The sequence below is a fragment of the Paraburkholderia sp. UCT70 genome (genome assembly GCF_050434085.1).
GTDB classification, from domain to species: domain Bacteria; phylum Pseudomonadota; class Gammaproteobacteria; order Burkholderiales; family Burkholderiaceae; genus Paraburkholderia; species Paraburkholderia tuberum.
In genome coordinates, this window is the sequence record NZ_JBNPVZ010000002.1 from 1684167 (window position 1) to 1699048 (window position 14882).

A 14882-nucleotide genomic window follows, 5' to 3' on the forward strand; every position below is an offset into this window, starting at 1 on the left:
CATGGAACTTGCCCTTCTTACCGCCAGTTTTCTAATCTTCCTCTTCCTCGGGGTTCCGGTTTCATTCGCGTTGGGCCTGTCCTGCGTTCTGACGTACCTGTTCGAAGGCTTGCCGACCGCGACCGCGATGCAGTCGATGATCTCGGGCATGAACGGTTTCTCGTTCCTCGCGGTCCCGTTCTTCATCTTCTCCGGCGAGCTGATGCTCCACGGCGGCATCGCTGACCGCATCCTGCGTTTCGCGCAGGCCACGGTCGGCCATTTCCGTGGTGGCCTCGGCATGGCCAACGTGGTCGCCTGTACGCTGTTCGGCGGCGTGTCGGGTTCGCCGACCGCGGATACGTCGGCCATGGGCGGCGTCGTGATCCCGCTGATGAAGCGCGAAGGATATAGCGCCGCATACGCGGTCAACGTGACCACGCACTCGTCGCTCGCCGGCGCGCTGATGCCGACATCGACCAACATGATCATCTACGCGTTCGCCGCGCAAGGCGTGAGCGGCGTGCTGAACGGCAAGCAGATGAGCGGCGTGTCGATCGGCGATCTGCTGTTCTCGGGTCTGTTGCCGGTGCTGTGGGTGATGGGCCTCGTGCTGATCGCCGCTTACTGGCAGGCCGTCAAGTTCGGCTATCCGCGCCGTCCCGACGGCTCGACCGAACTGCAGCGTTTCCCGGGCTGGATGGCGGTGCTGCGCACGTTCATCGGCGCGGTGCCGGGTCTGATGGTCATCGCGATCATTTTGTTCTGCGTGGCGCGCGGTATCGCCACCGCGACGGAGGCGGCCGCAATCGCCGTCGGTTATTCGCTGATATTGACCATCGTCGTGTATCGCTCGCTGTCGATGAAGAAGCTCGGCCATGCGCTCGGCAAGGCCGCGAAAACGACCGGCGTGGTGCTGCTGCTGATCGGTGTGTCGAACATGCTGCGCTACCAGATGGCCTATCTGGAGATCCCGGAGGCGATCGAACGCATGCTCGACGGCGCGACCTCGCTGCCGTGGCTGATGTTGTTGTACATCAACGTGATTCAGGTGTTCCTCGGTACGTTCGTCGACATGGCGGCGCACATCCTGATCACAACCCCGCTGTTCCTGCCGATGGCCATGCACAACGGGGTGGGCCCGGTTCAGTTCGGCATCATGATTCTGCTGAACTGTGCATTGGGTCTCGTGCATCCGCCGATTGGCTCGGTGCAGTTCATTGGTTGCGCAATTGGCAATGTGTCGATAGGGGAAACTACTAAGGTGGCTTGGCCGTATTACCTCGCTATCTTCTCGGCCATCAATATTGTCACCTATGTCCCGTGGTTCTCGACCTGGTTGCCGAGCATCATCAATGGTCACCCGGTGTTCTGATCCAAATAAAACGTATTTCCCACACTCAGCGGCGCTCGCATAGGCCGCATTAGAAAGTTTTTAACAGAGGAGTAAAAATGAAAAAGACTCTCTTAGCTTCGGCCTTGGGGTTGGTCGCCCTGGGCGCACATGCGCAAAGCAGCGTGACGCTTTACGGTATCGTCGATACGGGCCTGGGTTGGCAGAACAGCTCGGCGTCGCTGACCACGGCGGCGAAACCGCAGACCGTCCCCGGCAACTCGCAAGTCAAGATGATCAACGGCATCTGGGCAGGCAGCCGTTTCGGTTTGAAGGGCTCGGAAGATCTGGGTGGCGGCACGAAGACGATTTTCCAGTTGGAAGAAGGCTTTAACAGCGCAACTGGCGCGCAAAGTGTGTCGGGTCTGGCATTCAACCGCCAGGCATGGGTCGGTCTGACGAACGCTCAGTTCGGTACGGTGACGGCAGGCCGCGGGTACACCTCGTACTACACGCTGCTCTCGCCGTATAGCCCGACCACGTGGCTGACTGGTGCATACGGTGCGCATCCGGGCGATATCGACTCGCTGGATACGACGTTCCGGGTGAACAACCAACTGGTTTATACGTCGCCGAGCTTTGCCGGTCTGACGGTTAGCGGTTCGTACGCACTGGGCGGCAACGCGGGCAGCTTCGCCGCCGGCCAAACCTGGAGCGTTGCGGCACAGTACCTGAACGGCCCGATCGGTGTCGCGGCAGGTATCCAGCGTATTGACAACGCGGCGACCGTTGGCACCCCCGCGTGGAATTCCACGGCGTCGAACAACGGCGCTCAGCCGTCCGTCTCGGCAATCAACAACGGCTTCCAGACCGCAGCGAAGCAGCAGCGCATTGCGGTGACGGGTGGTTACGCGTTCAACTCGCAGTGGGACGTTTCGTTCGCATACTCGAACGTTCAATACACTGCGGGCCAGGCTTCGCTGTTCCACGACACGCAGATCTGGAATACCGGTGGCGCAGTGCTGCACTGGAAGCCGATCACGGTGCTGGACGTGGCCGCTGGCTATAGCTACACCCGTGCAACGTCGTCGAACGGCATTCAGAGCACGGCTAGCTACAGCCAGTTCAACCTGTCGCAGTACTACTCGCTGTCCAAGCGCACCGGCCTGTACGCACTCGAAGCGTATCAGCGCGCTAGCGGCCAGACGCTGTCGGGCAACGGCAAGTCCATCATCAACGCAGTGGCAAGCATCGGTGACGGCCAGAACGGTTCGCCGTCCTCGTCGCGCAGCCAGACCGCGGTTGGCGTGGGTATCATCCACAAGTTCTAAACAGTTACTGAAGACGTGGCGGCGCGTTGTTTTGCCGCCACATCGACGCGTTTTTTTCGCATCGTCAGTCTCGCAAAGCTGCGCACATTACGTGCGCAGCTTTTTTTTTCGATGCTTCATTTTGATGCATCGCCGGCGCTGGTCTCGCCAGCGGTGCCAGATCTGGGTTGGGATTGCCTCGCGCGCGGGCTTTCGCGTTACGATGAGAGCCCGGCGCGCTTTCCTGCGCCGTTTCGCGAGGAGACGCCGATGCGTGAATTACGATGGGCTTCGGAAGAGGGCGATGGCATCGAACATCTGGTATTCGATGCGCGCGACGATGGCTTCGCCGTTGAAAGCGTCGTGGTCGGGCAGCGCTATGGCAAGGCGTACGGGCTGCATTACGCGGTGCGCTGCGACGCGCGCTGGCGCACGCGCTACGCGCGGCTGAAGATCGTCGGCGGCGGCGAGCTGGAGCTGCATGGCGATGGCGACGGCCACTGGCACGACGGGCACGGCCTCGCGCTCAGCGCGATCGAAGGCTGTATCGACATCGATATCGCGGCGACGCCGTACACCAATACGTTGCCGATCCGTCGGCTGCAATTGGCGCAAGGCGAACGTCAGCCGATCGAAGTCGCGTATATCTCGACGCCGGACTTGCAGGTCACGCGCGCCGAGCAGGCATACACGTGCATCGAGTTGAATGGCGAGTACCGCTACGAAGGCATTTTTCGCGAGTTCACCGCCAATTTGCGCGTGGATAGCGATGGTCTCGTGATCGACTATCCGACCTTGTTCACGCGTTTGCCGCGCGCGCGTTAGGTTTTGCGTTCGGCGTCGCCCGCTGCGTTTGAGTCGTCGTCGGGCCCAGTCGATGCGCCGCGGCCGAGCGGGCGTTGCATCAGCGTCGTGTCGAGCCAGCGGCCGTGCTTGTAGCCGACAGCCTTCAACGTGCCGGTCAGCTCGAAGCCGAGTTGCGCGTGCAACGACAGTGAGCCGCCGCTGCCGCCATCGGCGATCACTGCGATCATCTGACGCCACGGTCCGGTCTCGCAACGTTCGATCAGCGCCTGCAGCAGCACGCGTCCGAGGCCGCGTCCGCGATACGCGTCGTTGACGTAGATCGAGTCTTCGATCGTGTTGCGATAGGCGGCGCGCGGGCGATACGGCGTCGCATAGCAATAGCCGGCCACGTCGCCTTCGATCTCCGCGACCATATATGGCAGTCCGTGGCTGCGCACGCTTGCAAGCCGCGCGCGCAGATCGTCGACGGACGGCGGGGTTTCCTCGAACGACGCGACACCGGTCAGCACGTGATGCGCGTAGATCGCCTGGATCGCGGGGAGGTCGGCTTCGCTGGCGTCGCGGATCAGCGGGGCGTCGAGCGGAGGGCGGGGTGAACTCATGCGGGGTCCTGTCGTGGCGGGCGCAGTTTAGCGGAAGTCTTCACTATGCCTGTCGCCCGGGCGGATTTGAAGCGGGTCAAAGATCGAATTGATCGAACTCGCTCTGCAGCTCGCGATTACGCGCCACGCGTTCGTCGATAGCCGGTCCACGCCGTTCGACGACCGCCGAGATCAGCAGATTGAACAGGCATGTCAGCGGCGCGAGCGAATCCCAGAACTGACCGACGTCGGTCGTCACCTGCAGCAGATCGCCGTCAAAATCGCGCGCGCACGGACAGTAGATATCGGTGACGAGCGCGAACGGCAGGCCGCGACGCGAGGCCGCCTGGCAATAGCGTCGCGCGATCGTCGAATAGGCGCGCGTGTCGGTGACGATCAGATAGGGCGTGCTGAATTCCGAGTTCAGCGAATCGACGTAGGAACCCGACATGCCGTCCGAATAGAACACGCGCGGGCGGATGTATTCGAGATAGCTGTAGAACGCGTTGCTGATGCCGCGCGTCGATTGGATGCCGAGGATGTAGACCGCATCGGCGTTCGCAATGCGCTCGGCGACGCGCGCGAAGGCGGGCGAGCGCGCGAGTTCATACACGTGCCGGATCGCGCCGATCTCGAGTTCGAGCGATTGGGCGAGCGCGGCGTCGCGCGGCGAGGAGCCGTCAGCGACGCTCGGTTCATGAAGCTCACCGGTTTGCGCGCAGTCGCTCGGGCCACGGCGGAACGCGTCGAGCCGGTCCGTGATCAGCCAGGGCCGCTGCTGCGTGCCGCGCAGCTCGCGTTTCAGATCGTCGAGATTGCGATAGCCGACGCTACGCAGAAAGCGGCCGACCGAAATACCGCTGGTGCCGGCTCGCTGCGCGATCTGATCGGCGGTCTCGAGGCCGAGCCGGTCGAGATTCGCGAGCATGTAGCTGGCGACGCGTTTCGACGTCGGCGTGAGTTCGGCAAAACGGGCTTCGACGGTTTGGGCAAAAGCAGTCGTCATCGTCAGTCGCGGCGCGGGGCGCTGGTTGTGCCAGTCTGCGAAATGATGACATATCGATCGACGGCTCGCGCAATTCGATCCTGAAAAAGCCTGTTCGCCGTGCGACGGTCGAGCCGCGTCAGACCGGCCGCCGCACCGGCGCGGCGCGCGAAAAATGCCGTGCGCCAGCCACGCAGGCGACCACGATCACGGTGACGATGATCATCGATGGCGGTACCTGCTCGTGCAGCAGCACGCCGGCGAGCAGCAGCCCGAAAAACGGCTGCAGCAGCTGCAGTTGGCCGACCGCCGCGATGCCGCCGAGCGCGAGCCCGCGATACCAGAACACGAAGCCGATCAGCATGCTGAACAGCGACACGTACGCGAGTCCCCACAGCGCGGCGGCGCCGACACCGTCGAACGACACGGGCCGCGTCCACCATGCGAGCGGCAGCATCAACGGCAGCGACAGCACGAGCGCCCACGAAATCACCTGCCAGCCGCCGAGATGACGCGACAACCGCGCGCCTTCCGCGTAGCCCAGCCCGCACACGACGATCGCCGCGAGCATCAGCGCGTCGCCGAGCGGCGAGGCGTCGATGCCGTGACGCAGCGCGAACGCGGCCACCGCCGCGCTGCCGAGCGCCGAGAACAGCCAGAACGCCGGCTGCGGCCGCTCGCCGCCGCGCAACACGCCGAAGATCGCGGTGGCGAGCGGCAGCAGGCCGATGAACACGACCGCATGCGCGGCGCTCACATGACGCAGCGCGAGCGCGGTCAGCAAAGGAAAGCCGACCACGACGCCGAGCGCGACCACGACGAGCGGCAGCAGATCGCGCCGCTCCGGGCGGGTCTCGCGGAACACCAGCAACAGCAGCAGACCAAGGATGCCCGCGATCGTCGCGCGCGCCACGGTCAGAAACACCGGATCGAGGCCCTGCACGGCAAGCCGCGTGGCCGGCAGCGAGCCGCTGAAAATCAGCACGCCCGCGAAACCGCTGAGCCAGCCGTTGGTGGTTTTGTCCATGGCAAACATCCCTGCGCTGAAAGAGTCTCATGATGCGCGCCGCGGCCGTAAACGTTAAGCTACAGATCAGTACAGTTCGTACAAACTGTACCGAACATGGGAGCAGTACAGATGGCGGAAAGCGAGAACAACGAGACGGTGCCGGGCACGCGTGTCGGCCTCGTGATGAACAATCTGCGGGAGCGTATCGCGAGCCGCTCGCTGATGCCGGGCGCCCGCGTGCCGTCGATTCGCGCGATGACCGACACGCTCGGCGTGTCCAAGTCGACCGTGGTGGAAGGCTACGACCGTCTCGTTGCGGAAGGGGTGATCATCGCGCGGCGCGGCTCGGGCTTCTTCGTGTCGGGCCATGCGCCGCCGCTCGCGCTCGCCGATCTCGGGCCGCGGCTCGATCGCGAGGTCGATCCGCTGTGGCTCACGCGGCAGTCGCTGGAGACCGGCTCGAAAGCGCTGAAGCCCGGCTGCGGCTGGATGCCGGCTTCGTGGTTGCCGGAAGATGGCGTGCGGCGCGCGCTGCGCGCGGTCGCCCGTGATCCGCAATCGCTGCTCGCAGATTACGCGAGCCCGGCGGGCTTGCCCGCGCTGCGTCAGCAGCTTGCGTGGCGGCTTTCCGCGCACGGGGTCGATGCACCGCCCGAGCAGATCCTGCTGACCGACGGCGGCACCCATGCGCTCGATCTCGTGTGCCGCTTCCTGCTCGAACCCGGCGACACGGTGCTGATCGACGATCCTTGCTATTTCAATTTTCAGGCGTTGTTGCGCGCGCATCGCGTGCGGATCGCGAGCGTGCCGTACACGCCGCAGGGACCGGATCTCGCGGCGTTCGAGCGCGTTCTGGTCGAGCAGCGTCCGCGGCTCTACGTGACGAACTCGGCGATCCACAATCCGACCGGCGCGACGCTCGCGCCGGCCGTCGCGCACCGGCTGCTGAAGCTCGCCGGCGAGCACGATCTGCTGATCGTCGAGGACGACATCTTCGCGGACTTCGAAGACGAAGCCGCGCCGCGCCTTGCCGCATTCGACGGCCTCGCGCGCGTTGTGTCGATCGGCAGCTTTTCGAAGACGCTGTCGGCGGCGGTGCGCTGCGGCTATATTGCGGCACGCGCCGAATGGGTCGAGCCGTTGATCGATCTGAAGCTCGCGACATCGTTCGGCAATGGTCAGCTCGCGGCGAGCGTCGTGCATCGGATGCTCGTCGACGGTACCTATCGGCGTCATCTAGAGGCGATGCGCGCGAAGCTGGCCGATGCGATGGGAGAGACCATCAGGCGTCTCGGCTATGCGGGCCTCGATATCTGGACACGGCCGCGCGCGGGCCTGTTCGTATGGGCGCGCTTGCCCGGGGCGCTCGATGCCGCCGACATCGCCCGTCACGCGCTGACGGCGGGCGTCGTGTTCGCGCCGGGCAACGTGTTCAGCGCGTCGCAAGCGGCGGCGGGCTTTCTGCGTTTCAACGTGTCGCAATGCAATCGCCCGAAGGTGTACGAGGCGTTGCAACGGGCGATGGAAGCGTGCACGGTGTCGGCCGACGCGGGGCGCGAGCGGGTCTGAGACGAACTCAGGCGAAGCAGGCGTTCGCGGTCCCCCGCTACAGCGTTATTTGCACAGCAGAAGCATCCGTTCTTCTTCCGAGCAAGGCGTGTGCGGTTTCGGCGCGGGTTGCGCGGCCGCCGCGCTCATCGCCGCGCTGCGGTTCGCGAGACACGCGCGCAGATGCCTCTCGACCGGACCGTAGTACTTCCACCCATGAACGAGCGTCGGCAATTCGAGCTTCACCTGTTTCCATTTCGGATGGCCATGCTCCTGCAGATTGTCGAAGTTCGCGCACAACGAGTCGGCGAAATGATTCAGATTGCTGACTGTGTCGCGCAAGCCGTAGTCGTAGGTGACCAGAAACGCTTTGACGGTCAGACCCGGCACGTCTTCCTTCAACCAGCCTGGGTAGCTGCTTTGGTGGATCGTAGTCGGAAAGTAGGTCTGCTTCGCGCGGTTCGTCTCCGGCGTGTTGGGATCGACGGGCAACAGACGCAACTGTGACAGCAGGTCGGGTTTCATGTCGTTGAACAGCTTTGCCGGCTGCCCGACCACGATGATCGCGACGTCGATCTTCTTCACGATCAGCGCGGCGAGCGCGTCCTCGTTGCTCAGATGCACGACGTTCTGCTGCGGAATCGGCTGGCCGAACATCAGGCGGTAGAGCGTCGTCGCCGACTGCGCGGTGCCGCTGCCTAGCAGGCCGACGCTGATGGTCTTGTCCTTGATGTCGGCGAGCGTTTTCAGCGGCGAATCCGCCCGCACGACGACGTTAATTTCCTCGTCGTAGAGCGGCATGATCAGCCGCAGCGGCCGGATCGTCGTGCCCGCATCGGGGTTGCCCGAGTTGGCCATGTCGATGAACGCCTGGTACACGTCGGACTGCACGAGCGCGAGCTTCACGCCGGGCTCGAAACGCATGCGCTGCACGTTTTCCGCCGAGCCTTTCGACGCCACCACTTCGAGGTCGATGCCAACCGGCTGGGCCACCCATTTCGACAGGTCATTGCCGATCTGGATATACGTGCCGCGCTCCGGCCCGGTGACGATCTTGTAGTGCGCCGGTTCCGCGCCGGCCAGCGAACATGCGACCAGTACCACCAGGCCCAGCCAGCCCGCGAGAAGTCTCTTCAGCATGATCTTTCTACCTATCGGTCAGGTTGATCCCGCTTCACGCGTGGCGCGTGGAAGCACCAGTGATCCGGTTGCCCTGTCATGTTCAAACTGCTGCCAGGGTCGCTCCGTCTGTTTCCGCTCAGAGGACGCACGATAATGTGCGAATCGGCACAGACGGCGGCCATTTGATCTGGTATGCGAAGCAATGTTTTTGCGCGACGGCGCAGCAGTTTGCGTCTCCGGGATCCTGTTCGGACCGTCGCGTCGCGCGTGAGCGCTAGTTGCTCCGCGGCGTCGCGGTTCTCACGACGCCGACGTTCGTTGCAGTCACGACCAGAGTTCGCCGTGCGCTTGCATGCCGACGGACAGCGGTGCCTGCGCTTGCGCTTGCGCGAGCGGCACGCCCGGCGCGGCATCCGTCGTCGCCGCATGCGGCGGAGTCAGCGGCGCCCAGCCGGTCTCGCGAATGACGCGCTCGAGGATCACTTTCGCCGCGTCGTTGCCGCTGTCGATCGCGAGCGCCTCGTTCGCGTGCTGACGCGCGCACGGCCACGACTGCTGCGCGACGCAGGCCTGCGCGGCCTGTAGCGCAGTATCGCGACGCTGGACGAGCGGCCGCATCTGATCGGCCAGACCCTGCGCGTCGCTGTTTCCGGGTTGTAACGTTTGCGCGGCGGCGAGAGCGGCTTGCGCGGCGGACAGATCGTTCGCGCGGAACGCTGTCCTCGCGACCTGCAATGCTTGTCCGGCGTCGTGGGATTGCGGCGCGGGCCGCATGGGCGTCGCGGCCATCGGCGGCGCGGCAGGCGGCGCAGCTGGTGTCGCTGGAATGACGGGAGCCGCGGGCACGACGGGCGCGGGCTTCGCCGCCAGTGCGGTCACGGGCGGTGGCGCAGGCTTGGCCGCGGCCGGCGCGTGCGTGGTCTGTGCTTGAGCAATCACCGGGGCGGACACAAGCGGCGCGATCATGCCGGTCGTTGTTCTGGTATCCGGCGTAATCTGCTCCACGCCTTTATCTTCCGATTCGCCGCCGTCGCTGAATAGCGTATAAGCGACATACGCCAGGCCGATTGCGACAACCGCGCCGATCACGTACAGCACGCGCCAGATCGTCTGCGCAGTGTTGGGCGGCGCATACATCGGATCTTCGTAAGGTGGGATAGTGGTGTCGGTCGACACGAGCGCCGTGTGCATGACCGGCTCGGTCTGCAACAGGGATTCGGACGCCATCGCGGCAGCGGCGATGGCGGACTCGTCCCGTGTGCCGAGATCGTCGTCGAAACGGGGCAGGGGCTTGTGCGTGGCGCTCGCACGGCTGCCTGGAATACCGGTGCGGATGTGCCGATCGTCCTGGTCGAACGGATGCGCAGCGCCACAGTAGGGGCAGGCGTCGACTTGTCGGTACAGTGCGCCACCGCAGCGTTTGCAGGGCGTGGGGAAACTTTGGCCGGTTGCTGTCTGGGTGGACATGCCGTGGACCCACCTTTGGAAAACGATGCCGTAAAGGCATGCTTCGGATCGGGTTGAGGCAGGAGCCTTGTCCGCGGAATCACGATCCACATGCGCCGGAAGTCGTGGAGACGTAGGCAGCGGCCGCGTTTCCACGGGTTCCAATATGTGGCGTTTCACGGGGGACGTCAACGCGGTTGGCCCCTGGATTGTGTGCGCTACCGCTCATTTGGAGGTATGAAGAAACCCTGGCCATGCATTCGAAACGAGTGTATGTGTCTGTTGTTTCACGACAAATGGAAGGTAACCGGAAGCATCGCGCTGCATGAAGCGAGCGCGACAAAAAAACAACGAGGCCGACGCGTCGTGCGTGCGACCTCGTGATCGACCTTCTATCTGGCGCTTGCCGGTACGCGTTTGCATCAGCTTCCCGATCAGGCGTCGAAGTACGCTCAGTGCTTGCGCAACGGATGATCCTTCAGCAGCCATGCGAGCACGAAGGCGAGCACCACGACGCATGCGGCCGACAGATACACGGTGTGCAACGCACCCGCGAACGCATGCAGATAGTCGTTGCGCAATGCTTCGGGCAGCTGATGAATCGCTGCGGGACCCAATGCGTGCGGAAGTTCGGTGTCGGGCGGGATCAGCTTTTCGAGGCGTCCGGCGAGGCCGTTCGAGAACACCGCGCCGAAACCGGCCACGCCGATCGAGCCGCCGATCGAGCGAAACAGCGTGACGCCCGACGTCGCCACACCCATATGCTTGAACTCTACGGTGTTCTGGACCGCGAGGACCAGCACCTGCATCACCATGCCGAGGCCGCAGCCGAGCAGACCCATGTACAGATACATCACATGAATCGGCGTATCGATCTGCAGGCGCGCGAGCAGCAGCATCGCCACGGAGACGAGGAACGTGCCCATGATCGGGAACAGCCGGTACTTGCCGATCTTGCTGATCACGCGGCCCGTCACCATCGACAGGATGAACAGGCCGCCCATCATCGGCAGCATCTGCATGCCGGCATGCGACGGCGTGGAGCCCTTCACGACCTGCAGATAGAGCGGAATGAACGTCACGGAGCCGAACAGCGATACGCCGATGATGAAGCTCACGAGGCTGCTGATCAGAAACGTGCGCTGTTTGAACAGTCCGAGCGGCATGATCGGTTCGACCGCGCTGCGTTCTTCGTGAATGAATCCCCAGATCGCTGCGAGGCCCATGCCGAGCGTGAACCACAGTTGCGGCGACGACCACGGCAGGATCGTGCCGCCCTGACTCGTGAACAGGATGATGCAGGTCAGCGCGCCGGCGAGAAACGCGGCACCCATGTAATCGATCGTGTGCTTCACGTGGCGCACGTGCGGCTTGAACACCGCGCCGATCACGATGAGCGACAGGATGCCGAGCGGCAGGTTGATGTAGAAGATCCAGCGCCACGTCAGATGCTCGACCAGAAAGCCGCCGAGCAGCGGACCGATGACGGTGGCGAGACCGAAGATGCCGCCGAACACGCCCTGGTAGCGGCCACGCTCAGCGGGCGGAATCACGTCCGCGATCGCTGCCATCGTCACGACGAGCAGGCCGCCGCCGCCGAGCCCTTGCAGCGCGCGCAGCACGATCAGCTGGCTCATGTTCTGCGCGATGCCACACAGCGCCGAGCCGACGAGAAAGATGACGATCGCCGTCTGCAGCACGATCTTGCGGCCGAACAGGTCGCCGAACTTGCCGTACAGCGGCACGACGATGGTCGAACTGAGCAGGTAGGCGGTCACGACCCACGACAGGTTATTGAGCCCGCCCAGTTCGCCGACGATGGTCGGGAGCGCGGTCGAGACAATCGTCTGGTCCAGGGCGGCGAGCAGCATGACCAGCAGCAGCGCCGGAAACAGCAGCCGGATCGGCGGATGGTCGGCCGCGGGCGCGGGGTCGACTGACAGGGTCGTAGCGGGTTGTTCCATGGCGGCAACGCGTTGAAATTAATTAACTGAGAGATTAATATATGTGACATCGCCTCTCACGTCAAATTCAATGCAATGACAAGGATCTCGCCTGACGACGCCGCGGCGCACAATGCCGTGGCAGATACGGGGCCGCCCGCGCGAATTGCCGCGAAAGAGCGCGACGCGTCGAAGCCCAAACTCACGGCAGCGCCAACGGATATTCATGCCGCGAATATCGGAAGCAGCGCACCGGCTGGATCGGCCGCCCGCCGCCCCGGCCGGCCGTCGGGCGCCGCGCGCGGTCCCGCGCAGCGTGCGCGCTTGCTCGACGTCGCGCTGACGCTGTTCGCTAGGCAGGGCATCGTCGAGACATCGCTGGGTGAGATCGCCCGCGAGGCCGGCTTCACGCCCGCGATGGTGCACTACTACTTCAAGACGCGCGATCAACTGCTCGACGTGCTGATCGACGAGTGTTTCGCACCGTTGCGCGCGAGCCTCGGGCTGCCGTTTCAGGAGAATCCCGACGATCCGGTCGCGGCAATCACGCAACTCACGGAGCGGCTCGTGCAGATCGCGAGCGACAACCCATGGTTCGCGTCGCTGTGGGTGCGCGAAGTGATCAGCGACGGCGGGCTGCTGCGCCAGCGCATGCATGAGCGCTTTGGTTTCGCGCATCAGAAGGCGTCGCTGCTGGCGATCGCGCGCTGGCAGAAGGAGGGGCGCCTGAATGCGTCGCTCGAACCCGCGCTCGTGTTCGTCACGCTGCTCGGCATGACGATTCTGCCGCTTGCCACCTCGAAGCTGTGGCGCAACGATCCGTTGCGCCGCAGTATCGGTGGCGCGGAGATCGCGCGGCACGCGGTGGCGTTGCTGGTGCAGGGCATCGGGCCCGGCAAGGGCGATTGAATTGGCGCCCGGTGTGGCGCACCGGGCGCCGCGTCCTTTGAGAAGGCCCTAGATTTTGCGATTTTTCTTCCACTCGTCGAACGCCGTCTTCGTCTCGTCGTTCGGCGGATAGGTGCCGGGCAGCGCGGCGCCGGCACGAATCCTTTCGGTGAGAAACGCCTCGAGCTGTTCCTGTCCGGCGGCGGCTTGCGCGACGTCGTCGGCCATCTTCAGCGGAATTACCACAACTCCATCCACATCGCCGACGATCACGTCGCCCGGAAACACCGCGACTCCACCACAGCCGATCGGCACGTTGATATCGACCGCGTGATGGCGGATCAGATTGGGCGGCGCGCTCGCGCCGGCGCAAAACACCGGCATGTCGAGCGCGGCGATCGTCGCGCTGTCGCGCACCGGGCCGTCGGACACCATGCCGGCAACACCGCGCACCTGCAAACGAAGCGACAGAATCGAACCGAACGACGCGCTGCCGCGCTCGCCGCGGCAATCCTGCACGAGCACGTGGCCCGGCGGAATGGTCTCGACGCATTTGCGTTGCGCGTACTCAGGGTCCGCGAATAGCTCCAGTACGTCGATGTCTTCGCGCGATGGGATGTTGCGCAGCGTGAACGCCGGCCCGACCAGATTCGCGCCGCGCCGCGGACCGAGCGGCGCGACGCCCTGCATGAAGGTGTTGCGCAGACCGCGCTTGAATAGCTGCGTGGTCAGCGTGGCAGTGCTGACGTGACGAAGGATGTCGAGCGTCGCGGCGGAAAGCGCGGGCGATGTGGCGGACATGGTGTCGGTTGACCTCCGGTTGAGATGAGGGGGCATCGGTAGGCACGCGTGCGCGCCCACGATGATAGCGCCACGACACCACCGGTTAGCAGACCAGCGCCATTCATCGCCGCGACATCGGCAACCGCGACCGAGCCCTTCTTTACGTGACGCGAACCGCTGCAACGAGGCACGCGACGTGCTTGCAGTGTCGTCGGATGCGAGCGACGCAAAACGAACGGCGGCGCCGCGTTGTGCAAACAATACGAAGGGCAGAATCGATACCGGGCGGGGAAGGCCGTACGAACGGGGTTCGTACGAACCGCGCCGGAACATCGGGTGCCGGCGATCGGCGAGCCGCGGAAAACTGCGGACACTGAGCAGCTAAATCGCGGTGTGCGTCGAGCGCCGTTTTTTCATCGACGTGCAATTTTGGCGCGTTACCGTGCGCAAGGGTTGTACTCGGGAAGACGTTGCGCAATGTTTTACAGGCGCGGACCTGTCTGCAACTCGGCGTGCGAAATCGAGTCGGAATCATGGACAGCAACACCCTGGCCGCGCGAATCGGCGGCAATCAGCAAAGTGAAATACGAAGTGAAACCTCGGCCCCCTCGGACGGCCTAACCGGTTTTTCAGAGCAACAACATACGATGAACGCAGCAATGAGGCTCGATCAGGCCACGATCGTGCTGGTGGAGGACGACCCGGACAGCCGGGAATCGTTGACCTTGTTACTCGAGGCGGAAGGCGCGAAGGTTTGCGCGGTCGCCGATGCGGAAGAGGGCGTCGTGGCGGCGATGCGGTTGCTTCCCGACGCGGTCGTCTGCGACCTCGACTTGCCGGCCATGGATGGCTTCTATCTGATCCAGCGGCTGCGCGACCACGAGATTTGCGGCGGTCATTCCCCCTCGGTGGCGGTGGCCCTCACCGGCCATACCGACGACGCATATCGCCTGCGCAGCATCGGCGAAGGCTTCCAGCATTTCATGACCAAGCCCGCGTTACCCGAAGCGCTCGTGACGCTGCTGCACGACGCGATCGACGCCCGCGCGGCGGGTTGATCGACGCTTAGCAGCGGCTCTCGTGGGAGCGGGTTTTAGAAAGAGCAGGCCGGCGCGCGGCGGGGAGATGTCGTTTCTCGAAGCAGCGCA

Annotated in this window: 13 protein-coding genes; 6 read left to right on the top strand and 7 right to left on the bottom strand. The window is 64.2% G+C overall.

Annotation, left to right across the window (positions count from 1 at the left end; translation table 11 throughout):
- The first annotated feature begins 1 nt into the window (after nt 1).
- From OKW41_RS10105 to OKW41_RS10115, 3 genes are all read left to right on the top strand, one after another.
- On the top strand, nt 2–1354 hold the full coding sequence (locus tag OKW41_RS10105; protein ID WP_187610219.1) for a TRAP transporter large permease: 1353 nt from the start codon (nt 2–4) through the stop codon (nt 1352–1354).
- A 77-nt stretch (nt 1355–1431) separates the two neighbouring features.
- Complete coding sequence (locus tag OKW41_RS10110; protein ID WP_429572358.1) at nt 1432–2643, top strand: porin; 1212 nt, start codon at nt 1432–1434, stop codon at nt 2641–2643.
- A 249-nt stretch (nt 2644–2892) separates the two neighbouring features.
- Nucleotides 2893–3447 carry a putative glycolipid-binding domain-containing protein gene (locus OKW41_RS10115; RefSeq protein WP_026225863.1) on the top strand — a complete coding sequence of 185 codons (555 nt, stop codon included), beginning with the start codon at nt 2893–2895 and terminating at the stop codon, nt 3445–3447.
- On the opposite strand, the gene OKW41_RS10120 is transcribed toward OKW41_RS10115, so the two are convergent.
- The 3 genes from OKW41_RS10120 to OKW41_RS10130 form a co-directional block, all read right to left on the bottom strand.
- Nucleotides 3444–4031, bottom strand: coding sequence for an N-acetyltransferase family protein (locus OKW41_RS10120; RefSeq protein WP_429572359.1), 588 nt, complete (start codon nt 4029–4031; stop codon nt 3444–3446). The genes OKW41_RS10115 and OKW41_RS10120 overlap by 4 nt on opposite strands.
- A gap of 76 nt (nt 4032–4107) precedes the next feature.
- Nucleotides 4108–5016: a sap1 transcriptional regulator SapR gene (gene sapR, locus OKW41_RS10125; protein ID WP_429572360.1), complete on the bottom strand. Its 909-nt coding sequence runs from the start codon at nt 5014–5016 to the stop codon at nt 4108–4110.
- Nucleotides 5017–5134: 118 nt separating this feature from the next.
- On the bottom strand, nt 5135–6022 hold the full coding sequence (locus OKW41_RS10130; RefSeq protein WP_184008450.1) for a DMT family transporter: 888 nt from the start codon (nt 6020–6022) through the stop codon (nt 5135–5137).
- Between the two features lie 111 nt (nt 6023–6133).
- On the opposite strand from OKW41_RS10130, the gene OKW41_RS10135 reads away from it, so the two are divergent.
- Nucleotides 6134–7573 carry a PLP-dependent aminotransferase family protein gene (locus OKW41_RS10135; RefSeq protein WP_429572361.1) on the top strand — a complete coding sequence of 480 codons (1440 nt, stop codon included), beginning with the start codon at nt 6134–6136 and terminating at the stop codon, nt 7571–7573.
- 45 nt (nt 7574–7618) lie between these two features.
- Here OKW41_RS10135 and OKW41_RS10140 read toward each other — a convergent pair whose 3' ends face one another.
- The 3 genes from OKW41_RS10140 to OKW41_RS10150 form a co-directional block, all read right to left on the bottom strand.
- A complete protein-coding gene (locus OKW41_RS10140) occupies nt 7619–8692 on the bottom strand; it encodes a TAXI family TRAP transporter solute-binding subunit (protein WP_429572362.1) in 1074 nt (357 codons plus the stop codon).
- 306 nt (nt 8693–8998) lie between these two features.
- Complete coding sequence (locus OKW41_RS10145; RefSeq protein WP_429572363.1) at nt 8999–10141, bottom strand: hypothetical protein; 1143 nt, start codon at nt 10139–10141, stop codon at nt 8999–9001.
- Between the two features lie 431 nt (nt 10142–10572).
- Entirely contained in the window at nt 10573–12084 is a 1512-nt protein-coding gene (locus tag OKW41_RS10150; RefSeq protein WP_429572364.1) for an MDR family MFS transporter, read from the bottom strand.
- A 75-nt stretch (nt 12085–12159) separates the two neighbouring features.
- On the opposite strand from OKW41_RS10150, the gene OKW41_RS10155 reads away from it, so the two are divergent.
- Complete coding sequence (locus tag OKW41_RS10155) at nt 12160–12972, top strand: TetR/AcrR family transcriptional regulator (RefSeq protein WP_429572365.1); 813 nt, start codon at nt 12160–12162, stop codon at nt 12970–12972.
- A gap of 48 nt (nt 12973–13020) precedes the next feature.
- Here OKW41_RS10155 and OKW41_RS10160 read toward each other — a convergent pair whose 3' ends face one another.
- On the bottom strand, nt 13021–13752 hold the full coding sequence (locus tag OKW41_RS10160; RefSeq protein ID WP_429572366.1) for a ribonuclease activity regulator RraA: 732 nt from the start codon (nt 13750–13752) through the stop codon (nt 13021–13023).
- Nucleotides 13753–14267: 515 nt separating this feature from the next.
- On the opposite strand from OKW41_RS10160, the gene OKW41_RS10165 reads away from it, so the two are divergent.
- Complete coding sequence (locus OKW41_RS10165) at nt 14268–14792, top strand: response regulator (RefSeq protein WP_429446721.1); 525 nt, start codon at nt 14268–14270, stop codon at nt 14790–14792.
- Nucleotides 14793–14882: the final 90 nt, after the last annotated feature.